Below are 23,569 nucleotides of genomic sequence, written 5' to 3' on the forward strand. Positions count from 1 at the left end.
TTTTACCCCATCGTTTTTTTAATTCCTTCACGTTGTTCATTTAAAAGTAATTAAAGAAGACTTTCTGTCTGTTTCCATAACCCAAGGAGATCACTTTCATGTTGTCTGAGGATGCCTGCTTTTCTAGCAGATTCCGGACGGCCCTTTTCCCAATTCCATATATCTTCGAGAGTTTCTGTTAGGGGACGGAATGTTAGTCCATTATTGATGGCTTTATCGTTGTCGACAGCCAAAAACCCATTCAAAGGTTCCTTACCTCCTGGTAAAGGGAATTCTTCTGGTATCCATAAAGGCATTTCTCCCCACGGCTCTACTTTATTGTCATTTAAAAATTTTTCAGAGACCCATGTAAAGGCAGCATTACTTCTTGTAACCTTTTTGCAGCCTTCAAGTAATTGCCCCATAGTCAGTGTGTAATCTGGTCCAACGGCATTATACGTACCTGTCATGCTTTTTTCTATCATTTGGATGATCCATTGAGCCAAGTCCCTTGCATCGATAACTTGGATTGGACGTCCAGGGCGGCCAGGAGCTAAAATTTCTCCCCCTTCCGCTATTCTTTTAAGCCAGTACGGCAATCGGTCAGTATAATCATATGGACCTACTATTTGCCCGGCACGAATTGACAAGACTTTCCCCGGCAGTTCTTTTTCAGCTACTTTTTCGCTTAATGATTTTAACGGTCCATAATATTCACCGTATATCGGTCCAGCAGTCCCGCGGGATATTTCTTCTGCTTTATCTTCATTTAGTGAATGAACCTCTCCATTTTCATCAATACCTGGTTCGGTTGGATCACTATAAACTGAGATGCTTGAAATATATGTATAATGTTTAACTTGATTAAGCAATCTGCAAGATTTCAATACAGTTCGAGGGATAAAACCTGATGTGTCAATGACTGCATCCCACTGTCTTCCTTTCAACATTTCAAGATCCCCATCGCGGTCCCCTCTTAACTGTTCTATTTCGGGAAAAACATAAGGGTCGCTTCCACGATTAAAAAGTGTGACAATATGCCCTTTCCCTATCGCAGCTTTTGCTAAATACCGGCCTAAAAAGCGTGTACCGCCCAATATTAAAATGTTCATAAGATCTCCTCCTCTTTAACGATATTCCATAAAGCATACGCAATACCCTTTCCTAACATTAATAATACTTGCAACCTTTCTTTGGTTTTCCCTTCGGAAAATCTAGAAATATCCTAATCTTTTGAACTTTATGCTTTTTCGCTATAATGATATGGAAAGGGAGAAAGAAGGTGGAACCGATGCTTGAAAATCTTAAACAAAAATTCCCAAACGCTCTTACCAATAAAAAGGATACAGATGATATTTCTAATTATGTTTGGTTTGAAGACTCCAGAAGTATACTTGGCATTCCCCATTCAGAAATCACAGCCGAAGAAATCCGTTTATTGGAACTGCTTTTTGCTCCTTCCATAAACCCAAATAACCTCAATGCACATCCAGGCTCATCATGGAAAAATTTTTTATCCGAACCGAATGAACCATTGCCTTTAACGAGCTGGGAGAATGTTCGATTCCTTCATTTCAAGTTGACTCATGATGATTTTTCCAACTCCGATTTTGAAGAGGCCTTCCTCGCTTTCGTTCCATCTGACGCAGCTATTATCTGGGAAAATGAGACGGCAGGAGTTTTAATTGAACCGGACAAGGATGAACCATTATCGAATAAAGAACTGTTCGCCATTTCTTCCACGCTTGAAAGTGACTTTTATGTAAAGACACGTATGTTCACCGGGCGCTTTCACCCTGTAGATCAAGACCTTCACCATCACTGGACTCAGGAGAAAAAGTGTTTTGAATTGGCACAGGTGCATCTGCCGGATATAAAGGTGACTGATTTGGCAGACATCATCCCATACTCATTAATAAATGATCCATCCTTTAAAAATGCAAATTGGTTTATCAATGAAATTCTTGGCAAGACCAAGCAGGATACTGAGCTTATCAAAACGGTTAAAATGTATATCGAATGTAATTCCAATGCCACATATGCCGCCAAACAGCTTTATATACATCGGAACAGCTTACAATACCGAATCGATAAATTCTCTGAAAGAACTGGTCTAGATATTAAAAACTTCCGTCATGCCCTTACTGCATACTTGATACTTTTACTGAATGATTAATTTCCAATGTAAACACTTTTTTGTGCAATGTGCCCATACTTTTTTCTAAACCTATAGCTTAGACTATAGCTAATTGGTACAAGTAATCTAAGAGTTTAAAAGGGGGATTTTTCATGGCAGAGTTAGTGTTGGATCATATATTCAAGATTTATGATAAAAAGGTGACGGCTGTTAAAGACTTCAACCTTCGTGTTGCCGATAAGGAATTCATAGTTTTTGTGGGACCTTCAGGCTGCGGCAAATCGACGACATTAAGGATGATTGCCGGACTGGAAGACATTTCTCAAGGGGATTTATACATAGACGGCAAGCGAGTCAATGATGTCCCCCCTAAAGATCGCGATATTGCGATGGTTTTCCAGAACTATGCCTTATATCCTCATATGTCCGTATTTGACAATATGGCATTCGGTTTAAAGCTCAGGAAAACGCCAAAAGCGGAAATCAAGCAAAGAGTCAATGAAGCGGCAAGGATTCTCGGCCTTGAAGAGCTGTTAAACAGGAAACCTAAAGCACTTTCGGGTGGTCAGCGCCAGCGTGTGGCACTTGGCCGTGCAATTGTAAGGGACGCAAAAGTTTTCTTGATGGATGAGCCATTATCCAATCTCGACGCAAAGCTGCGGGTTCAAATGCGTGCGGAAATAGCTAAACTGCATAAACGGCTCGACACCACAACGATATATGTCACACATGATCAAACAGAGGCAATGACCATGGCGACACGTCTTGTTGTAATGAAAGATGGCATCATCCAACAGGTCGGTGCTCCAAAGGATGTTTATGAGAAACCAATAAACGTTTTCGTCGGCGGCTTTATCGGATCGCCTGCCATGAACTTCTTTACCGGAACATTAAAAGAAGGCACAATTAAAATAGGCGAACAAACGCTTGAAATACCTGAATTAAAGATGAAAATGCTACGTGATCAAGGATATGTCGGAAAAGATGTAATCCTTGGCATCCGTCCGGAGGATTTCCATAATGAAGGAGCTTATTTCACGGAATCCCCTAACACTACATTCACGACCCAAATTGATGTAGCCGAACTCATGGGCGCGGAGATCATGCTCTACTCCACATTAGAGGGGCAAGACTTCGTTGCAAGGGTCGATGCCAATAACATTATCCAGGCAGGCGAAAAGATCGAACTTGCCCTCGACATGAATAAAGCACACTTTTTTGATAAAGGGACGGAACATCGCATTTTAGTTGAAGAAGATGAACAGATGCAGGAAAGCATGAAGTTATCTGCCAATTAAACGTAAAAAGACCCATTCATAATGGGTCTTTTTACGTTTATTCAAATAAAGGAATGGTTCATTCTTGGACCAATACCACTTCATCATGTCCGCATTCAGGGCATTTCATGAGATGCGGGCATTGACCTTTTTGAAGGGATTGAGGGTATCCGTCGTTTTCTTTAAGTATGTCGATATCCATATAAGCACTGTAATCATCAGCATAATCCATGAATTTCCCTTTATCCTCAAGGTCATTGCCGCATTCCGGGCAATTCACATGGATTTTTCTTAGACCGTTGCAAAGCGGGCATATAGACATTGTTTTTCCTCCTGTTCCCGTTACTTATGATTTCAGTATTTGTCGATTCCATTATTTTAACACATGGAAACACCCTCCCTAATACCAGAGGGAGGGCATTTCTATGCAATTATTTATTAACCATGTTAGCAGGATCGACCCATGCTTTGAATTCGTCTTCCGTCAGGAACTGCAATTTCAACGCCGCTTCTTTTAAAGTGGAGTTGTCCTTGAATGCAGTTTTGGCGATCTTGGCTGCTTTTTCATAACCGATATGCGGGTTCAATGCTGTTACCAGCATAAGGGAACGCTCTACATTTTCTTTGATTTTATCTTCATTTGCAGTGATGCCAACCGCACAATTATCGTTGAAGGAATGAATGCCTTCCGTCAATAATTTAACCGTTTGCAGGAAGTTATAGATGATGACTGGTTTGAATACATTCAGTTCAAAGTTACCTTGGCTTGCTGCAAAGCCAATTGTAGCATCGTTACCCACGATTTGTGTTGCAATCATGGTAAGCGCTTCACTTTGGGTCGGATTGACTTTACCTGGCATGATGGAGCTGCCTGGCTCGTTTTCCGGAATGGCAATTTCGCCGATTCCGCTTCTAGGACCACTTGCCAGCCATCTGACATCGTTCGCAATTTTCATTAAATCCGCTGCCAATGCTTTCAAAGCACCGTGTGCGTAGACGATTTCGTTATGGCTAGTCAATGCATGGAACTTATTATCAGATGTGACGAAAGGATATCCTGTATCCGCTGCAATTTGTTTGGCAGAAAGTCCCGGGAATTCTTTCTTTGTATTGATTCCGGTTCCTACAGCCGTTCCGCCTAGAGCAAGGTTCAATAATTTTTGGCTGCTTTCCTCAATCATCGCCAAATCTTTATCGAGCATCGCTTTCCAACCGGAAATTTCTTGTCCTAATGTTAATGGTGTAGCATCTTGAAGATGTGTCCGGCCGATTTTCACCACATCCCAAAATTCTTTTTCTTTTGTATCGAATGTATCACGAAGTGCTTTGATGGCAGGAACCAATTTTTCAGTGACTTCCATAAAGGCTGCAATATGCATGGCGGTCGGGAAAGTATCATTTGAGCTTTGTGCCTTGTTAACATCATCATTCGGGTGAAGGGTTTCCGATTCACCATTTTCTTTTAACCATTCATTCCCTTTGTTAGCGACCACTTCATTCACGTTCATATTGCTTTGCGTACCGCTTCCCGTTTGCCAAACTACAAGCGGGAAATGTTCATCAAGCGTACCTTCAAGGATTTCACCGCAAATCTTGACGATGGCATTCTTTTTAACTTCGGAAAGATCACCAAGATCATGGTTCACCTTTGCAGCAGCTTGTTTAACATATGCAAATGCACGAACTAATTCAATCGGCATTTTTTCGTTACCGATTTTGAAATTGTTACGGCTTCTCTCAGTTTGTGCTCCCCAATATTTATCAGCAGGAACTTTCACTTCACCCATCGTATCACGTTCGATTCTGTATTCCATGTGTTCTCCTCCTATGTTTGCACTATTCATTGAAGACTTTTTGCATATGAAATGAATAATGTCGGATTATTCTTTCTCTCCATACATTGTACAAACTTTATTATTTTAAAGCAAAAATATCCGGCTGACCCTTTCCATATTTCTGAAAAACCTTTGGCCATTCATGTTTATATGAAGATTCGGATATTCTTTTTTGACACATAAAATGTAGATACCGCTAGGCTCCAATTGACTTGGCCATGAACATCAAAATATCATCACTCCCAAAATGCCCTTGACAGTATTTTGTATATATAGTAAATTCAAAAGAAATTGAATAATCTAAACTCTTATCGAGAGAGGTAGAGGGAATGGCCCGATGACACCTCAGCAACCTTCATTTGTTTCAAACCAATGAAAAGGTGCTAATTCCACAAGTTTATGAACTTGGAAGATAAGAAGAATGACTCGTCCCTACTTAATCAAAGTCTTCTTCTTAAAGAAGACTTTTTTTTATTTTATTTAACTCAAAGGAGCAGTGAAAACCATGTATAAAACTGAAACATATCTTGCTCAATTAGGAAATCGCAGCGAAACGGCGACAGGAACAGTCAATCCGCCGGTATACTTTTCAACAGCTTTTCGCCATGAAGGAATTGGCCAATCGACGGGATTCGACTACACAAGGACAGGTAACCCTACACGCCAGCTATTGGAGCGATCCATCGCCGATCTGGAAAAAGGCGACCAAGGTTATGCCTGCAGTTCAGGAATGGCCGCCATCTCCACTATACTCGCCCTTTTTAAATCCGGGGATGCATGGATTGTCAGCGAAGATCTTTATGGCGGTACATATCGTTTGTTAGAACAAGGCTTTAAAAAATGGGGATTGCAGTGTGACTATGTAAACACTTGTTGTTTGGAGGATATCGAAAAAGCCATCACTCCTCACACGAAAGCCATCTTCATCGAAACTCCCACTAACCCTCTTATGCAGCAAACGGATATTAGCGCCGTTGCCGCATTGGCTAAACGATATGGTTTATTGTTAATCGTTGATAACACTTTTTACACGCCTCTTATTCAACAACCCATCCTGCTTGGAGCGGATATTGTGATTCACAGTGCAACCAAGTATCTCGGTGGTCATAATGATGTGCTCGCCGGACTGATCGTTGCTAGCGGCGCTGAATTATGTGATGCACTTGCCTTCCACCACAATGGTACTGGAGCTGTCTTGAGCCCATTCGATTCTTGGCTGTTGATGCGCGGAATGAAAACCCTGGCATTACGGATGGAGCGTCATGAAAAGAATGCCAAGATACTTGTAGATTATTTATCGGAGCATGATTGTGTTACGGACGTATTGTATCCAGGCAGGGGCGGCATGATTTCATTCCGTATCATTGAGGAAGCGGCGGTCAACCCATTTTTACAATCGCTCTCATTAATTTCTTTTGCAGAAAGCCTTGGAGGGGTTGAAAGCTTCATCACCTATCCTGCCACACAAACACATGCCGATATACCGCTTGAAGTCAGAACGGCAAACGGGGTTTGTAATCGCCTGCTCCGCTTCTCCGTTGGCATCGAGGATAGCGATGATTTGATTGGTGACTTGCAGCAAGCATTCGCACATGTAAAAAGGGAGGCACTACGATGACAGATCATGAGTTTAGCTTTGAAACGAAATTACTTCATAATCAACATAAATTCGATCCGGCAACGGGCGGTGTGAGCGTCCCCATTCAGCATGCATCGACTTTCCATCAATCCGATGTCGACCAATTCGGGAAATATGACTACAGCAGAAGCGGGAACCCAACTCGCGAAGCACTTGAAGATATCATTGCCGAACTTGAGGAAGGCACTCATGGCTTTGCCTTTTCATCAGGTATGGCTGCCATTTCAACAGCCTTCCTGCTATTGTCTGCCGGGGATCATATCGTCATTTCCGAAGATGTGTACGGCGGAACGTTCAGGATGGTCACGAGCGTATTGACCCGTTTCAATATTGAGCATACCTTCGTTGACATGACGGACCTTGAAAGCGTCAAAGCCGCCGTTCAGCCAAATACCAGGGCCATATACATCGAAACGCCTTCAAACCCGTTACTTAAAGTGACCGATATCCAAGCCGTATGTGATATCGCAAAAAAAGCCGGTGCCTTAAGTTTTGTTGATAACACATTCTTGACCCCGGCATTACAAAAACCATTGAATCTGGGCGCTGATGTTGTCCTTCATAGCGCGACGAAGTTTTTATCCGGTCATAGTGATGTGGTAGCTGGGCTTGCGGTAGTGAAAGATCCGGAATTGGCGGCAAGACTCGGTTCCCTCCAAAACTCCTTTGGAGCGGTCCTTGGTGTCCAGGATGCCTGGCTTGTAATGAGAGGTTTGAAAACCTTATCAGTTAGAATGGAACATTCACAAAAAGGGGCAGAAAAAATTGCAGCCTACCTAAAGGAGCAGCCCTTGGTGAAAAATGTGTATTATCCCGGCTTAGCGGATCATCCACAGCAAGCCATCCAGAAAGGCCAGTCACTTGGAGCGGGGGCGGTCCTATCATTTGAATTGGAAAGTGAGGAAATCTTCCGTTCCTTCGTGAACACTGTCGAGCTCCCAGTTTTTGCCGTAAGCCTAGGAGCGGTCGAATCTATATTATCCTACCCGGCCAAAATGTCCCATGCTGCCATGCCTGCTGATGAAAGGGTAAAGCGGGGCATCACGAACAGCTTGCTCCGTCTCTCTGTCGGACTGGAAAATCCGGACGATATAATCAAGGACTTCGATGCAGCCCTCGTCAATATTGCCAAAGGGGAAGCAATTGCTGCAAAATGAATAAAGGATGGGTGCCCACATATATTATGGGCACCCTTTTCCCTTGCATCATTATTAATCGTTTTCAACCCAATCATAAAAAAAGACCATCGATTTCCCGATGGCCTGACTCTCATTTCTTCATATTATATTTATCCAGGAAGCGATCCACCCGTCCGCCTTTTTCAGCAAACTTCTGCTTTCCGGTATAAAAAGGGTGCGTATCCGAGCTGATTTCCACTTTTAATAATGGATATGTTTGGCCGTCTTCCCAAACGATCGTTTCATTGGACGTCTTCGTGGAACCTGTCAAAAATTTATACCCACTGTTGGTATCCATGAACACCACTTGTTGATAATCGGGATGAATTTCTTGTTTCACTATTATCACCTCATTGTCAGTATAGGTATATCTTAAACGTAATGATTACTATTATCAATCATTATGCTTGAAGGTACCAATAGTCGGTACCCTCATTATAGTTTAATCTTGATGATCCAACCTTATTCAATTGTCAGCCAGCCATGCCTTTATGCGGACCAGCCTGCAGTTCATACATTTGATGGTACTTCCCTTTTAGTTCCATTAATTCCTCATGTGTACCTTGCTCAGCAATCTGCCCTTTATCCAGTACAAGAATTTGGTCGGCATTTTTTATCGTGGAAAGTCTATGTGCAATGATGAAGGTCGTTCTCCCTTTTTTCAGCACTTCCATACCTTCCTGGATAATCGCCTCGGTTTCGGTGTCGATGCTTGCTGTCGCTTCATCCAAAATCAATATGGCCGGATTGAATGCAAGGGCACGGGCAAAAGAGATTAGCTGCCGCTGTCCGGAAGACAGCGTTCCGCCCTTTTCGATCACGGGTTCGTCAAGCCCTAAAGGAAGATGCTTCAGCACTTTGTCCCCCCCGACATCTCTTAATGCTTTTTCAACCATTTCCCTTGTGATGCCTTTATGATTCAGACTGATATTGGAGGCGATCGTGCCAGTAAATAAATAAGGATCCTGAAGGACGATTCCCATATGTTCCCTAAGCGTCTGATGGGGGATATCCAATATATTTCTGCCATCGATTTTAATTTGTCCTTCACTGCTGTCATAAAAGCGGAACAATAAATTCATTATGGAACTTTTTCCTGACCCGGTATGGCCAACTAAAGCGACCGTTTCCCCTTGTTTAGCGGAGAAGGAAATGTCCCTTAACACATATTCTTTATCCTTATAACCAAAAGAAACATTTTCGAATTGTACGTTTCCTTTGTATCTGGATATGTTTTCATCGCTGACTGCCAATCCCTGCTCATCCAATAAGCTGAACGTCCTCTCCCCTGCAACAAGCGCCTGTTCAAGATTAGCGAACTGATTGACGATTCCATGAAGCGGATGTAGCAGGCGGCTGATCAAATCAACAATTGCATACATCATCCCTAAGGAAATGGCCGAACTCGCTGTAAGGGAAATCCCTCCGAAATACCAGACGAATGCCATTAGCGCCACAACCTTAATGACGCCAATCAAGTTTCCACCCGTCAACGAGTTCAAATGGAGCATTTTATTTTGATAGGAATAATGCTCCCGGTTCAGATTTTCAAAAGATTGCTTCGTCTCCTTTTCACGTCCAAATGCCTGAATGATGCTCATTCCAGAAATGGATTCATTGATCATCCCATTAATATCGCTGACCCGTTCCCGAATGATGTGATTATATTTCGAGGCGAATTTACGGTATACCATCGTCCAGATAACGATGATCGGAATAAGTAGAAGGCCTATGGTACCGACTCGTGGATCCAGAATAAACAAAGCAATTAGAACGCCGAAAATATTAATTGTACTCGAGAAGAAGTTGGCGAGCACGGTTACATATAATTCCCGGATCGCTTCCGTATCATTAGTGACCCTGGCTACAACTTTACCCGCTGGCATATTATCGAAATAACGTATCGGCAAACGGGATATATGCGTAAAAATATCATTTCGCATCTTCTGTATGATTCGGTTCGCCGCTTTTTGTAAATAAAAACTCTGCCCATATTGAAAAATGGAGGAAAGGATGACAAGACTAAAATAAAACGCCACAAGCTTAATGATCCGCGGGATTTCCGGTTGATAAAATCCCATCACTTCCTGACTCGTCAATTTCACTGCTTGCACACGTTGCTCTTTCCCGTCTTTCTTGATGATCAATGATTGGTCCTCCAAGGTTCTGCGCCCATCGATAGGGACAGCTTCATTTACGAAGACAAATTGATTGCCCACCTGCAGAACATGGACTTCCCTGCCTTTCTTCTCGCCTTTTGCAAAGTAATCAGCCCGTTTATACCAATTTCCATCATACTTAACTGCATCTTTTCCTTTACCTGCTTCATACCAGGAAGATTCAATGCCAAGTATATGTGAATCGATGATTCTCTTGGCAACGAAAGGACCCGTTAAATCGGCCGCTACCGAAAGTGCAAGCATGATCAGGGCACCAATGATCAATTTTTTATAAAGGGCAGCATAATTAAAAAGTTTCTTTACGACCCTCATGCCTTCACCTCCTTCCCTTCGTCAACCTGCTGTCGTTCATATTGCTCCCTATACCATCCATCATTTTCCAGTAAATCCGCGTGAGTCCCCTCTTCGATGATCTTTCCGCTGTCCAACACGATAATCCTGTCCGCGTGCTGAACGGCCGATAAGCGGTGGGTTGTGATGATGGTCGTTTTCCCTGCCCGTTCATTTTGGATATTTTCGATGATCGTCGTTTCCGTTTTTGCATCGACAGCGGATAAGGAATCATCCAATATAAGGATTTCCGGATTTTTGATCAATGCCCTGGCAATCGAGATCCTCTGCTTTTGCCCACCGGATAGAGCGACACCCTTCTCACCGACGAGTGTCTCAAGACGGTTTGGCAGCATCATTAAGTCCTTCTCAAAATCAGCAAGCCGGATAGCTTCAGCCAGTTCATCTTCCGTTGCATCCATTTTACCGAATAAGATATTTTCCCTAACAGTCTTCGAGAATAAAAAATGGTCCTGTGGAACATATCCGATCCATTTACGAATATCTTCAAGGTGCAGTTGCTCCAGCGGCATGCCTGCAAAGGCGATTTCACCTGTTCCTAAAGGATATTCCCGCAGCAATTGCTTCACGAATGTCGTTTTTCCACTACCTGTTTTCCCCACTACCCCCAATGTTTGACCGCGCTCAAGCTGAACTGAAATATCGGATAGATTCACAACCTTTGAGGAAGGGTATGTAAAATGCACTGAATTGAATTGGATATTCCCCGGATTCGTAATACTCTCCAGTCCCATTGAATTCTTCACATCCGCTTCATATGAAAGGGTATCCTGAACACGGTCTAGCGAAGCATTTCCCCTTTGCATGACATTGATCAGTTCTCCCACCGCAATCATCGGCCAGATTAACATGCCTAGGTACACATTGAACGAAACAAGTCCGCCAAGCGTTATGGCCTGTTGAAACACAAGATAAGCCCCATAGCCCAATCCGATTAAATAACTGATGCCGATGATAATGCTGATCGTCGGATCGAAGAGGGCGTCAATCCTTGCCACTGCCAGATTTTTGCGATATACATCCTCGGTCATTTCCTTAAACCGCTTTTCATCTTCCCGTTCCTGGACATAGGCCCGGATAACACGGACACCTGAAATGGATTCCAGGACCTTGTCATTTAAAGTACCAAAGGCTGCTTGTGCATCCGTAAAACGTTTGTAAATTTTCTTCACGTAAATTTGCATCATCACTGCCATGATCGGAAGCGGCAACACCGCCGCAATCGTCAACTGCCAGCTGATCGTGGCTCCCATCATGACCACTACCGTAATGGTGAAAAGCACCGCGTCAACGAGGGTCAATATCCCAAAACCAGCTGTGAGGGATATGGCCTTCAAATCATTGGTTGCCCTTGCCATTAAATCCCCTGTACGGTTTTTTTCATAAAAACTCGGCGTCATTTTCAGCAAATGTCCCATAAATCCAGACCTTAGTTTTCGTTCGACCAAATTTCCACCGCCGAATAACAGATAACTCCATAAGTAACCAAATAGGTAACTGCCGATCAGTACCAAGAGCAAATAAATAACGTATTTCATGACCCCTTCCTGCGTCATGCTGCCATTGTTCATATCATCGATCGCATTCCCGACAAGTTTTGGCGGGATAACCTCCAAGATATTCACTAGACATAGAAATAAAATCGCCAAGGTGTAACGCTGCCACTGTTCTTTAAAGAACCAGGACAGCTTTTTAAAAATCGCAAACATGAATTCCCCTCCCTTTTGGTCAAACCTTTCACTCGCTAACCGCTTTCTGGATCTCCCGGCTGCAATAAGATTTCCAACGTCTTTTGTCTCATTAAAAATTCCTCCTATCCTTTATATAGAAAGGGTGCTAATGCACCTGGATCCCAAATGCCAAAAAGCCCCCACCATTTAGCGGAAGCTTTTTTAGATGCGTAATAACACATATAAAAGCGCAGGCCGCGAAAATTCCACAACCTGCGCTTTAAAATGATGAATGGAAATAATGAATCCCTAGTCTAGAAAGACAAGGTCTCAGGGCAGGCGGACGTATGATATTCGATTGTGACATCACTTTGCTTAACTGATTTAGTCATGACGTTCGCCCCCTTTTTCATTAATTAATGGTAATTTTTAACTTATTTTTAAAGATTACTACGTTTGCATATTTTTGTCAATTGTGACTTTTCTAGATTATTGATTGATAATCCTTTATTCTAATAAGAATGACGCAACCTAAGGAGGTTCAGCATATGCAATGGAGAAAATATATACTCCTGGCGGTTCCCTTTTTATTATCTGCCATTTTCATCTTATTTGCCGTCCCGATCGAATATAGATTTTTATCCTTCATTCCCGTGTTTCTTTTCTGGATCGTTTATTATATTTTATTGTACCGGGAAAAGAAGAAAAAAAGATGACATCACCTTGGGGGCATTGCAAATGCAACGCCCCTTTATTGACTGCTCTGCATATAATGATCGAAAAACATTCGTGGTGAAATGTATGCTCTCCCAATATTTGCAAAAGCTGTTGGGTAAACACCCTGCCAAAACAAAACCGATCCTAGATGCTGAAAGATATGACACACTAAAATCGCGTTTACAAAAAGAGCTCTTTCAGCCTTTTGATGAGTCAAAAGCTTTTTTCCCCGAGGAAGCCGCTCTGATAAAAAGCATTCGGGCCGAGACGGCTGCCTTGAACCGGAACAATATCACAAGAACACAAGCCTATCTTGCCTTTTACAATCGTAATCCAGAGGTCCATTGGGCCTTTTTAGCACATATGGTTTCGAGGAATGGAGGATACCATATGACTGACCTGAAAAGTTCAGCCATGACCCATCTCCTTGACCAAGCGGACCGGCAGAAATTTTTCCTGTTCCTTGAGCGCGCCAATTCAGCCATATTTGCAGATGCCTTCCCCCAGCTTCTTTTATATGAACATTCTAAACAAAAAGAACTTCCGTTAAGAAGGTATTTACCAGTATTCCGCATTTCAAGATTCATGGCCCCGATTTGGGAATCTTTCATCGAAGAGCCCCATTCACCCCTTTTGACAACGGCCCTCATCATTAATGAACAAAGAATGCTTCAGGAAAGGATATTAAAACGCACCCGTCATGGTGAAATCCTCCGAAGGCTTGATTTTCAGCTTCAGGAACACTTAGGTTTCATGAAAGTGATTTTTCCCTATGAAAACAAGCAAAAAGGACTTCATAACTTGACAGGACTTACCGTCGAACGCTTTGCCGACCCGAAACAGCGTATTGAAACGGGGAAATTATTATATGGGCTTCTTTTTCAGCATCCGGCGGTTTTTCGCGGTGTTGGCCATTTTACAAAAGAGATTCCCCACACGGGTTCCAGAGAGGATTACTGGGCAAGCATATATACCTCTGATGGATCCACGTCAAAAGATGATAAAATCTACAGCCCCACTCTTCATGATGCATGGGAAGATCAACTATTCTTTCCTCCCCACTCCTTTGATTGGTTCACGAATGAAAGCTTCATGGAAGATTTACGAAGCTTGCCGATCATTAAAAAGGCTGACCTGACCAACGAGGTGCTCGAAAATGTCAAGCAGCTCAAAACCCTTAACGAAATGAAAGCCATTTTCTAGCATAAGCCTCTTACTTTGAATATCCCATCCCCCATTTGGCAAGAATGGTTAGCAAAAAGAATGGGTGAACCAAATGAGAGGCATTGTACTATTGAATCCAAATTACAAAATCGGGGATTTACATACGGATGAAAGCATTGCAATCCAAAAAATCGTGACAAACAGGTATATGGAAGAGAAGAATATTTCCCCGGTCATACTCAATCCGTATCAACTCCACCATTATTACACCATCCCGCATGAGCTTCTATCCAATTTACGAAATAAAAAAACGGGGCAAATCGATTGCCTTGTGCTTCACTCCCTAGAAACGATTGAACGGTTCAACTATATTTACCCTGAAAAATGGCTTGAACTATGCGGATATTTCAAAGAGATTATCAGTGTCACGACTCAAACTCCTCCCGTTAGGGCATATGAATCAAATTGATGCTTATCATGGTACTTTAGTCATTGAGAATGGATACTAAGGTTTAAAGACATTTTTCATTCATTTACAAAATTTCCTTCCAAGCGCTTTGGGCACAAGAGCGACTCATATATGCTTCTCTCCTCATGATTGTCGCTGTTCCGCTTCTCCCTCTCTTTATCTATTAAATCCCTTCAGACTCATTGGCCATTATATGTATATCAATTTTCCCAATTGTAAGATTACTAGGAATTATATAACTTCAAAACATTCTTTTGGAAATATAGATAAATTTACGGATAAAGCATAGAAAAATAAGTTAATTTTATATATCATTGGAGATAGGAATTTTCTTATTTTTTACTTTTACTAGAAAGGAATGTTAATGATGGCCAAAGAAAAAAAGAAAAAAACCCCAATTCCTTTCCGACTGAACTTTATGTTCTTTTTAATATTCATTTTATTTTCAAGCTTAATAATCCGGCTTGGCATCGTCCAAATCGTGTATGGGGATGATTACCTCCGCGAAGTCGACCGAACGGAAAACGATGTGGCCAATACCCCCGTTCCCCGTGGCAAGATGTATGACCGCAACTTGAATCCGGTCGTTGATAATGAGCCGCGTAATGCCATCACCTATACGAAATACCCGAATACGAAAACGGCCGATATGGTGAAGACGGCAGAGGTCCTTGCTACCTTGATAGAAAAGGATACCAAAAAGGTAACCCTTCCGGATAAAAAGGATTTTTGGATTTTAAAGCATCCGAAAGAAGCCGAAGCCTTGATCACCAAGGCCGAGAGGAAGAAAGTCATCGAAAAGAAATTGGAGCAAAAAGATTTATACAAACTTCAAATGGAACGGGTAACAGATGAGAATATCAAGGAATTCACCAAGGATGAATTGGAAGTGATCGCCATCTTCCGGGAATTCAATAGTGGCTATGCCCTCGCACCGTCGATCGTGAAGAATAAAGATGTCACCACTAAGGAATTCGCCAGGGTCAGTGAACATTTGGATGAAATGCCAGGCGTGGATGTAACGACGGATTGGGAAAGGACCTATAAGTATGACGAGACCCTCCGCTCGGTTCTTGGCAAGGTCTCTTCTTCCGAAGAAGGCATTCCCAGTGAAAATATCGACTATTACCTGGCACGCGACTATACCAGGAATGACCGTGTCGGAAAAAGTTATATTGAAAAACAATATGAAGATGTCCTGCGCGGTCAAAAGACGCGGATTGAAAATGTGCTGAGCAAAGGGGAAGTCATCAAAACGAATACCCTCACTGAAGGGCAAAGCGGAAAAGACTTGGTCCTTACAATTGATATGGAGCTGCAGCAGCAGGTTGAAAAAATCATCGAGAGCGAATTGCGCAAAACCAAGGCTAAGGGAAATACATACTTATTGGATCGTGCCTTCGTCGTTTTAATGGACCCGAATACAGGCGAGGTGCTCACGATGGCAGGCAGGCAATACGGCCGTAACAGTAAAACCGGATTGACCGAAATGAACGATTTCGCCCTTGGAAACATTACGACATCCTATACGATGGGATCATCTGTTAAAGGAGCCACTGTCTATACAGGCTTTCAGACAGGAGCCATCGCACCAGGGTCAGCTTTTTTTGACAGAAAACTCCTTTTAGCAGGGGCTAAGCCCAAAGGATCTTATAGTGATTTGGGTTATGTAACCGATGTCTCCGCGTTAAAGAAATCGTCGAATGTCTATATGTTCATGACGGCAATCAAAATTGCCGGCGGTCATTATATCCCTAACCGGCCGTTAGGAATCAACCGGGAAGCTTATTCCATCATGCGGAATCATTATGCCCAATTCGGCTTGGGTGTCCGCACAGGCATCGACCTGCCAAATGAATCCGTAGGGTTTAAAGGCGTCGATATGTCAACAGACGGATTGCTGCTGGATTTATCGATTGGCCAGTATGATACATATACCCCTATGCAATTGGCACAGTACGTTTCGACGATTGCAAACGGCGGAAAAAGGCTTGAGCCCCATATGGTCAGGGAAATCAGGAATCCATCCAACGAACACAATGAATTGGGCAGCGTCTTTAAAACAATGAGTCCCAAAGTGTTAAACGATTTAGGCGGGAAAGACGTTTGGATGCAGCGTGTCCAGGAAGGATTCAGGCAGGTTGCCCAGGAGCCAGGCGGGACGGCATATAAATATTTCGGCGGGAAGTCCTACCGTGCGGCAGCAAAAACGGGTACTGCCGAGGCCTTTTACGACGGACCGCGGAGGAATCAATATAGCGCGCCAGTCCCGACTATCAATCTGACGCTTGTAGGTTATGCACCTCACAATAATCCGGAAGTGGCATTTTCTGTCGTCGTGCCATGGGTTTATCAAGGTCAGCCCTCCGATGATATTAACAAACGGATCGGGCGGGACGTAATGGACGCCTACTTTAAATTGAAGGAAAAAAGGGCAAAAGGTGAATCTGATGAAGTTAAAGCAGTAGAAAGCACTCAATGATTAATACAAAAAAGGGCCTGCTCGAAATCGAGCAGGCCCTTTTATGATGCCCATTTATTCCAGCTTTTGAACGAATTCCTTATAAAGGGCCCTAAGGGCATCTCCCCTGCTGATGATGCCGACGACTTTATCATTTTTGTCCACGACGGGGATTTTCTTGAAATGATGCTTGGAAAGCACCTTTATCAATTCATCTAGCGGATCTTCGGGAGATAGCTTTGTAATCCTTTTATTTTTAATGATTTGTGAGACTTTATCATTCATTTTGGATGTAACCTTTTCATCCAATTCTTCACCGGGAAGAACCGTAATATAGGTGAAATACCCCATGATGGCTTCCTCTGCAGGCGTTAAGTAACGAAGGATATCCCCGTCCGTCACCATTCCCAATAGCCTATCATGTTCATCCACAACGGGGACCCCGCCCACTTTATTATCGATCAAGATCCGCAGAATTTCCTTTAATGTAAAATCAGGACGGGCTACAAAGACTTCCCTTATCATGAAATCCTTAACTAACATATTACCACCCCTTTTTTAAGTTTGTACGTTCTGTATTCATCCCTCCCCTATTAATGCCCTTACTTACTCTATTTAAAAACCCTTGCCGCCTGAACTGCCTTTTTCCAGCCATCATATAAATCTTTCCGTTCCTGTTCTTCCATCTCGGGTTCGAATTTCTTATCGACTGCCCATAGCTTTGAAATCTCTTCCTGATCTTCCCAATATCCGACAGCGAGCCCTGCCAAATACGCCGCTCCTAACGCTGTCGTTTCACTAATGACGGGTCTTTCGACTGGTACATTCAGGAGGCCGCTTTGGAATTCCATCAAGAAGTTGTTTTTGACAACCCCGCCATCGACCCTCAATGCCTTTAGGTTAATCCCTGAATCGACTTCCATGGCGCTAAGGACATCTTTTGTCTGGTAGGCCAATGCTTCCAATGTTGCCCGGACGAAATGCTCCTTCGATGTCCCCCTTGTCAGTCCGAATACAGCTCCCTTGACATCACTATCCCAATAAGGGGTGCCTAATCCAACAAATGCGGGAACTACATAGACACCATCGGCTGAAGTGACCCGCAAAGCATACTTTTCACTGTCTTTCGGATCATTCAAGAGTTTCAGTCCATCCCTTAACCATTGTATGGCCGAACCTGCGACAAAAATACTTCCTTCCAAGGCATATTCGACTTTTCCATTCAGCCCCCATGCAATCGTGGTCAAAAGGCCATGCTCTGATTTCACTGCCTTTTCTCCTGTGTTCATCAGCATGAAGCATCCGGTGCCATACGTATTCTTAGCCATTCCTTTTTCAAAGCATTCTTGGCCGAACAAAGCAGCCTGTTGATCTCCCGCTGCTCCGGCAATCGGAATTTCGTGCCCAAAGAAATGGTGTGGCGCTGTTTTCCCATATATCTCCGATGAAGAGCGAACATCCGGAAGCATCGATCGCGGCACTTGCAGGATTTCCAGCAGCTCTTCGTCCCACTTCAGGTCATGAATGTTATACATCAACGTCCTTGAAGCATTCGAATAATCGGTTATATGTGCTTTACCACCCGAAAGTTTCCATATTAGCCACGTATCGATCGTACCAAACAATAAGTCTCCATTTTCAGCCTTTTCCCGTGCCCCATCTACATGGTCGAGAATCCATTTCACCTTTGTACCGGAAAAATATGCATCAATCAACAAACCGGTTTTCTGCAAAAATAAGTCATCGAGGCCCTCATCCTTCAATTGCGTACAAATTTCGCTTGTCTGCCGGGATTGCCAGACGATGGCATGATGAATCGGCTGTCCTGTTTCCTTATCCCACACCACGGTCGTCTCGCGTTGATTCGTTATGCCAATTCCAGCGATCTGGTCAGGCTTTACATTCATTTCCGATAGACAGGAAGCGATTACCGATAGGATGGAACCCCAAATTTCATTGGCGTTATGCTCCACCCATCCTGGATTCGGGAAATATTGGGTGAATTCCTTTTGGGCAATATGCAAAACTTCCCCGCTTTTATTAAATAAAATGGCCCGGGAACTTGTCGTTCCCTGGTCCAATGATAGTATGTAAGTCTCCACGGCTGTCTCCTCCTGCACTTAAGAAAAGGTTCATTTCAGCTTAAGTGTCATGCTGTTTTTTCTTTCTTCATTTTACTAGATATACCCTTGAAAACAAAAAATATATAAATTACAGCAGTAAACTGAAAAATATTGGCAGGTTAAGAGTTTATCTTTTACAATGAAAATAAGCGGATGGGAGGAATGGAAATTGAATAATCATGAAATAGATTTTAAGTTATATGGAGATGACATGCAGTTTGTTGAAGTGGAATTGGACCCTCAGGAAACGGTGATTGCCGAAGCTGGAAGTTTAATGATGATGGAAGATCAAATCAAGATGGAAACCATCTTTGGTGATGGGTCTTCGAATGGTGACAGCGGTATGATGGGTAAGCTATTCGGTGCCGGGAAACGGCTCCTTACTGGTGAAAGTCTTTTCATGACGGCTTTTACGAATGAAGGACGAGATAAAAAACACGTTTCATTCGCCTCGCCTTATCCAGGGAAAATCATCCCGATGGATTTAAGCGAGCTAGGCGGGAAAATCATTTGTCAAAAGGACGCTTTCCTGGCGGCTGCAAAAGGCGTTTCGGTCGGAATTGAGTTTCAGAGAAAAATAGGGGCAGGCTTCTTTGGCGGTGAAGGCTTCATCATGCAAAAACTAGAAGGAGATGGAATGACCTTCGTTCATGCCGGCGGCACGATCCATAAAAAGGAATTGGCAGCAGGAGAGATTTTACGCGTCGATACAGGATGTTTAGTGGCAATGACTAGCGGGGTAGATTATAATATCGAAACTGTAAAAGGCGTGAAAACCGCTTTGTTCGGAGGCGAAGGTTTATTCTTTGCAACATTAAAAGGGCCCGGGACAGTCTGGGTGCAATCTTTGCCATTCAGCCGGCTTGCCAGCCGTGTATTTGCTGCAGCGCCGCAAAATGGAGGATCATCCGAAGAAGGCAGCGTAGCAAGAGGCTTATTCAATTTATTCAACGATAAATAAGAACCGGACCAATGGCTGCCATCCTGGCAGTCATTGATCTCTTTTGGAAAAGGGTGGGTAGCTACATGCAGCTTGTTAAGTGGTCCTACATGAGACGCTATAATATCAGGGCAATTTTTGATCAATTCCCGAATTCGCCTGTCATTTTCCGAAAAATAAGAGATTACCATTTTGTTTATACCGTTCATTGGACAGCTGCCGATCCCCCTATCGGCATAAAAGAGCTTGAAGAAATGGAACAGCTGCTCAACCGTGAGCTCGGTACTGAACTGCAATATCTCTATCGGAAAAAATGAGTTACTCCTCGTACACCATTTTTCTTGTCATGCCTCCATCGACGATAAGATCCTCACCCGTAACGAAATTATTTTCCGTTGCCGTCAAATAAAGACAGGCCCTTGCAATATCTTCCGGTTTGCCAACCCGATTTGAAAAATGCTGCTGGTGATCTTTATCCCTAAGCGATTCATAATCTCCTGTTTCAATCCACCCCGGAGAAATCGAATTGACCGTAATTTTCTCTTTGCCCAAAGAAGCGGCAAGTGCATGTGTCAGTGCTTTGATCCCTCCTTTTGTCGCTGCATAGGATTCCGAATCCGGCTCAGACATCATCGCTCTCGTTGATGCTATATTGATGATTGCACCTCCCATTTCATTTTTCCGCATCGATTCTGCCGCGGCCCGGGAACAGAGGAAAACACTGCGCAAATTCGTATTCATCATATCGTCCCATTCCTCAATCGTCAGATCATAAAGCGATTTGAATAATGCCTTTCCTGCATTATTGATTAATATATCAATGGTCTTATATGTTTTTAGAGTTACATCCATCAAATGTTGAATGTCAGCTTCCTTGCGTACATCCGTTGTAACGAACATGGCTTCATGACCGTTACTTTTGAGCTCTTCCACATACAGAAGACCTTCCCGCTCGTCCAAATCAGCGAGAACGACTGAAGCGCCGCTTTCTGCATATCCCTTTGCCACGCCTCTCCCTATCCCATTCGAAGCGCCTGTAACAATCACCGTTTTATTTTTGAAACCCATTATTCCAACCTCACTTTCACAGTTTTTTCCCTTATCATCATATCCAATCCGCTTCACTTCAAACAAATTTGACATATTGAAAAATCCTTCTCCTTATCATCAATAATAACAGGACCCTTATTTTTTTGTAGCTGCCCTAAAGTGATGTATGATAGATAGTAACAACAAGAATGAACCAGGAGTGAATGGCATCCGCTATTATCTTTCTTACAGTGTAAAAATTTATATTGGAGGAATGTAAAATGGACTTATTAAAAAATGTGTTTTCATTAGGATTAGGTGCTGCCGCTTCTACAAAAGAGCAAATTGAAAAAGCAGTGGACTCTCTTGTCAAAAAAGGCGATATCAGCAAAGAAGACTCCAAGGTCCTTATTAAGCAATGGGTCGAAAAAGGGGAACAAGCCCAAAAGCAGCTGGATGATTCCGTCAAGGCCAAAGTCAATCAAGCGCTCAATGGCCTAAACTTGGCAACTAAAGAAGAAGTCCAGGAATTGGAGCGCCGTATCGTAATTTTGGAGAAACAGAACCAAAACTTACAATCGTGACAGGAGGTACTTGAATGTTTCGCAAGCGACTGAAACACGCACACCGTTACCAGGAAATCATTAATGCCTTCTTGAAAAATGGTTTCGGTTACTTCATCCATCGTTTGGGATTATCCGAGAGCAAAGCGGGATCGAAACTCCAACCCGATGAAAACCTGAACCTCCGCTCAATCGGAGAGCGGCTGCATACGATATTACAAAGCTTGGGACCTACATTCATTAAACTTGGACAGATTGCAAGTACGAGGCGTGATTTCGTTCCTGACGAAATCGTCCGTGAGCTTGAAAAGCTACAGGACCAGGTCACCCCTTTTCCATTTGATAAGGTCCGTAAAATTGTCGAAGCCGAATTGGGTGATTCTTTGGAAAACATTTTTCTGGAATTTAATGAAACCCCACTGGCTACCGCTTCGATTGGACAGGTCCACACGGCACGGCTTCCGTCACAGGAAGTCGTAGCAATCAAAGTGCAGCGCCCCGATATTCTGCCGACGGTGGAAACGGATTTGGAAATTCTCGATGATTTGGCAAGACTTATGGAAGCTCGCATATCTTGGGCAAGACGTTATCAAATCAGAAAAATGATTGATGAATTCGCTAAATCACTCCGTGCAGAACTCGATTATAACTATGAGGGTCGAAACGGGGAAAGAATTGCCAAGCAATTCATCGATGATCAAGGGTTTAAGGTACCAAGGATCCATTGGGAGTTTTCCACAAAAAGGGTCCTGACAATGGATTTCATTCAAGGAATTAAGGTCAATCATTATAAACAGCTTGATGATGAAGGTTATGATCGCCGGCAAATCGCGGAAAGATTAGCGAACTCCATGCTTCATCAAATATTGATCGATGGCTTTTATCACGGCGATCCCCACCCAGGCAATATCATCATTTTGCCAGGGAATGTAGTCGCACTCATGGATTTTGGAATGGTGGGACGTCTGGAGGAAGAAACGAAGTATCAGTTCGCCTCACTTGTCATCAATCTGAAACGCGGAAGCACCAATGGATTGATCAAGACACTTTCAGATATGGGCCTCCTGACGGACGAAATCGATATGGCACCATTAAGGGGGGATATTGATGAACTGCGAAATAAATATTATGATATCCCATTGAGCCAAATCAGCTTAGGCGGAGCAGTCAATGACCTGTTCACCGTTGCCAATCGGCACCAAGTCCAAATCCCTCCCGAATTCACGATGCTCGGAAAGGCTCTGCTTACCATGGAGGCCATTGTCGAAGGGCTAGATCCGAATTTCAGCATCATGAAGGCAGCTGAACCTTTTGGGGAAAGGCTTTTTAAAGAACGCTACAACCCAAAAAACATTGCGAAGAACGCCTGGAATCAATTCATTGAGTCTGCTGAAGCCATTGCCGAACTGCCCAAGGATCTCAAGGAAGTGACGGGTATCATTAAAAAAGGGAAATTGCGGCTCGATATTAACATCCCAGAACTTCAAGTTTTTTTACATAAGCTTGATCAAATCTCGAACCGGCTGTCGTTCAGTATTATCCTGCTTGCATTCAGCATAATCATGGTCGGTCTCATTATCGGCTCTGCAATCGGCGGGGAAACCTTGACCTTATGGAAGATACCGGTTATCGAGATTGGATTTGTCGTTGCAACCCTGATGTTCTTACTTATGCTCTATACCATTTTCAGATCCGGAAAAATGTAAACTTACTAAACTTTGATTTCCACTCCAGACATTCGCTTTCCGAGGGCGGTCCGGAATCCTCCTCGGCGCCCTTTGCGCCTGTGGGGTCTCCCTTGGACTTCGCTTTTCCTACAGGAGTCGTACCTTCCATTTCAATCAACTGGAATGGTAT

General features: G+C 43.2%; 21 protein-coding genes and 1 riboswitch. Of the genes, 12 read left to right on the top strand and 9 right to left on the bottom strand.

The features are described from left to right. Positions 1-50: 50 nt before the first annotated feature. On the bottom strand, positions 51-1,091 hold the full coding sequence (locus ACIQYG_RS07280; RefSeq protein ID WP_402836637.1) for an NAD-dependent epimerase/dehydratase family protein: 1,041 nt from the start codon (positions 1,089-1,091) through the stop codon (positions 51-53). 179 nt (positions 1,092-1,270) lie between these two features. On the opposite strand from ACIQYG_RS07280, the gene ACIQYG_RS07285 reads away from it, so the two are divergent. Next, a complete protein-coding gene (locus tag ACIQYG_RS07285; protein WP_402836638.1) occupies positions 1,271-2,155 on the top strand; it encodes a PucR family transcriptional regulator in 885 nt (294 codons plus the stop codon). A gap of 113 nt (positions 2,156-2,268) precedes the next feature. After that, complete coding sequence (locus tag ACIQYG_RS07290; RefSeq protein ID WP_402836640.1) at positions 2,269-3,414, top strand: ABC transporter ATP-binding protein; 1,146 nt, start codon at positions 2,269-2,271, stop codon at positions 3,412-3,414. A 58-nt stretch (positions 3,415-3,472) separates the two neighbouring features. Here ACIQYG_RS07290 and ACIQYG_RS07295 read toward each other — a convergent pair whose 3' ends face one another. Further along, on the bottom strand, positions 3,473-3,715 hold the full coding sequence (locus ACIQYG_RS07295; RefSeq protein WP_402836642.1) for a hypothetical protein: 243 nt from the start codon (positions 3,713-3,715) through the stop codon (positions 3,473-3,475). 109 nt (positions 3,716-3,824) lie between these two features. After that, positions 3,825-5,207: a class II fumarate hydratase gene (fumC, locus tag ACIQYG_RS07300; RefSeq protein ID WP_402836643.1), complete on the bottom strand. Its 1,383-nt coding sequence runs from the start codon at positions 5,205-5,207 to the stop codon at positions 3,825-3,827. Positions 5,208-5,533: 326 nt separating this feature from the next. Beyond that, a riboswitch (SAM riboswitch) is annotated at positions 5,534-5,647 on the top strand. A gap of 86 nt (positions 5,648-5,733) precedes the next feature. Here fumC and ACIQYG_RS07305 point away from each other — a divergent pair. Further along, positions 5,734-6,846, top strand: a complete 1,113-nt coding sequence (locus tag ACIQYG_RS07305) for a methionine biosynthesis PLP-dependent protein (protein ID WP_402836645.1) — start codon at positions 5,734-5,736, stop codon at positions 6,844-6,846. Continuing rightward, on the top strand, positions 6,843-8,024 hold the full coding sequence (metC, locus tag ACIQYG_RS07310) for a cystathionine beta-lyase (protein WP_402836647.1): 1,182 nt from the start codon (positions 6,843-6,845) through the stop codon (positions 8,022-8,024). The genes ACIQYG_RS07305 and metC overlap by 4 nt, the downstream gene beginning before the upstream one ends. Before the next feature lie 112 nt (positions 8,025-8,136). Here metC and ACIQYG_RS07315 read toward each other — a convergent pair whose 3' ends face one another. The 3 genes from ACIQYG_RS07315 to ACIQYG_RS07325 all read right to left on the bottom strand — a co-directional run bounded on the left by ACIQYG_RS07315 (position 8,137) and on the right by ACIQYG_RS07325 (position 12,285). Then, entirely contained in the window at positions 8,137-8,385 is a 249-nt protein-coding gene (locus ACIQYG_RS07315; RefSeq protein WP_134782924.1) for a type B 50S ribosomal protein L31, read from the bottom strand. Between the two features lie 133 nt (positions 8,386-8,518). Then, on the bottom strand, positions 8,519-10,537 hold the full coding sequence (locus ACIQYG_RS07320; RefSeq protein ID WP_402836649.1) for an ABC transporter ATP-binding protein: 2,019 nt from the start codon (positions 10,535-10,537) through the stop codon (positions 8,519-8,521). Further along, a complete protein-coding gene (locus ACIQYG_RS07325; RefSeq protein ID WP_402836651.1) occupies positions 10,534-12,285 on the bottom strand; it encodes an ABC transporter ATP-binding protein in 1,752 nt (583 codons plus the stop codon). The genes ACIQYG_RS07320 and ACIQYG_RS07325 overlap by 4 nt, the downstream gene beginning before the upstream one ends. A 509-nt stretch (positions 12,286-12,794) precedes the next feature. Between ACIQYG_RS07325 and ACIQYG_RS07330 the strand changes: the two genes are divergently transcribed. The 4 genes from ACIQYG_RS07330 to ACIQYG_RS07345 all read left to right on the top strand — a co-directional run bounded on the left by ACIQYG_RS07330 (position 12,795) and on the right by ACIQYG_RS07345 (position 17,078). Beyond that, a complete protein-coding gene (locus ACIQYG_RS07330; RefSeq protein ID WP_402836653.1) occupies positions 12,795-12,962 on the top strand; it encodes a hypothetical protein in 168 nt (55 codons plus the stop codon). A 22-nt stretch (positions 12,963-12,984) separates the two neighbouring features. Further along, complete coding sequence (locus ACIQYG_RS07335; RefSeq protein ID WP_402836655.1) at positions 12,985-14,166, top strand: DUF2515 family protein; 1,182 nt, start codon at positions 12,985-12,987, stop codon at positions 14,164-14,166. 73 nt (positions 14,167-14,239) lie between these two features. After that, complete coding sequence (locus ACIQYG_RS07340; protein ID WP_402836657.1) at positions 14,240-14,596, top strand: hypothetical protein; 357 nt, start codon at positions 14,240-14,242, stop codon at positions 14,594-14,596. Positions 14,597-14,963: 367 nt separating this feature from the next. Further along, complete coding sequence (locus tag ACIQYG_RS07345) at positions 14,964-17,078, top strand: peptidoglycan D,D-transpeptidase FtsI family protein (RefSeq protein WP_402837163.1); 2,115 nt, start codon at positions 14,964-14,966, stop codon at positions 17,076-17,078. 54 nt (positions 17,079-17,132) lie between these two features. Here ACIQYG_RS07345 and ACIQYG_RS07350 read toward each other — a convergent pair whose 3' ends face one another. Together ACIQYG_RS07350 and glpK are read right to left on the bottom strand one after the other, a co-directional pair. Beyond that, positions 17,133-17,600 (bottom strand): CBS domain-containing protein, encoded by a 468-nt coding sequence (locus ACIQYG_RS07350; RefSeq protein WP_402836659.1) that lies wholly within the window; start codon positions 17,598-17,600, stop codon positions 17,133-17,135. A gap of 68 nt (positions 17,601-17,668) precedes the next feature. Continuing rightward, positions 17,669-19,159 carry a glycerol kinase GlpK gene (gene glpK, locus ACIQYG_RS07355; protein WP_402836660.1) on the bottom strand — a complete coding sequence of 497 codons (1,491 nt, stop codon included), beginning with the start codon at positions 19,157-19,159 and terminating at the stop codon, positions 17,669-17,671. Positions 19,160-19,349: 190 nt separating this feature from the next. On the opposite strand from glpK, the gene ACIQYG_RS07360 reads away from it, so the two are divergent. Further along, on the top strand, positions 19,350-20,141 hold the full coding sequence (locus ACIQYG_RS07360; protein WP_048687434.1) for a TIGR00266 family protein: 792 nt from the start codon (positions 19,350-19,352) through the stop codon (positions 20,139-20,141). A gap of 65 nt (positions 20,142-20,206) precedes the next feature. Beyond that, positions 20,207-20,437 carry a hypothetical protein gene (locus ACIQYG_RS07365; protein WP_402836662.1) on the top strand — a complete coding sequence of 77 codons (231 nt, stop codon included), beginning with the start codon at positions 20,207-20,209 and terminating at the stop codon, positions 20,435-20,437. Position 20,438: 1 nt separating this feature from the next. Here ACIQYG_RS07365 and ACIQYG_RS07370 read toward each other — a convergent pair whose 3' ends face one another. Further along, complete coding sequence (locus ACIQYG_RS07370) at positions 20,439-21,188, bottom strand: SDR family NAD(P)-dependent oxidoreductase (RefSeq protein ID WP_402837165.1); 750 nt, start codon at positions 21,186-21,188, stop codon at positions 20,439-20,441. Between the two features lie 242 nt (positions 21,189-21,430). Between ACIQYG_RS07370 and ACIQYG_RS07375 the strand changes: the two genes are divergently transcribed. Then, positions 21,431-21,733, top strand: coding sequence for a phasin family protein (locus tag ACIQYG_RS07375; RefSeq protein WP_402836664.1), 303 nt, complete (start codon positions 21,431-21,433; stop codon positions 21,731-21,733). 14 nt (positions 21,734-21,747) lie between these two features. Then, the gene (locus ACIQYG_RS07380; RefSeq protein WP_402836666.1) at positions 21,748-23,418 is read left to right on the top strand and encodes an ABC1 kinase family protein; all 1,671 of its coding nucleotides are present in this window, start codon (positions 21,748-21,750) and stop codon (positions 23,416-23,418) included. Positions 23,419-23,569: the final 151 nt, after the last annotated feature.

Source organism: Peribacillus sp. NPDC096622 (assembly GCF_044762665.1).
GTDB classification, from domain to species: Bacteria; Bacillota; Bacilli; order Bacillales; family DSM-1321; genus Peribacillus; species Peribacillus frigoritolerans_B.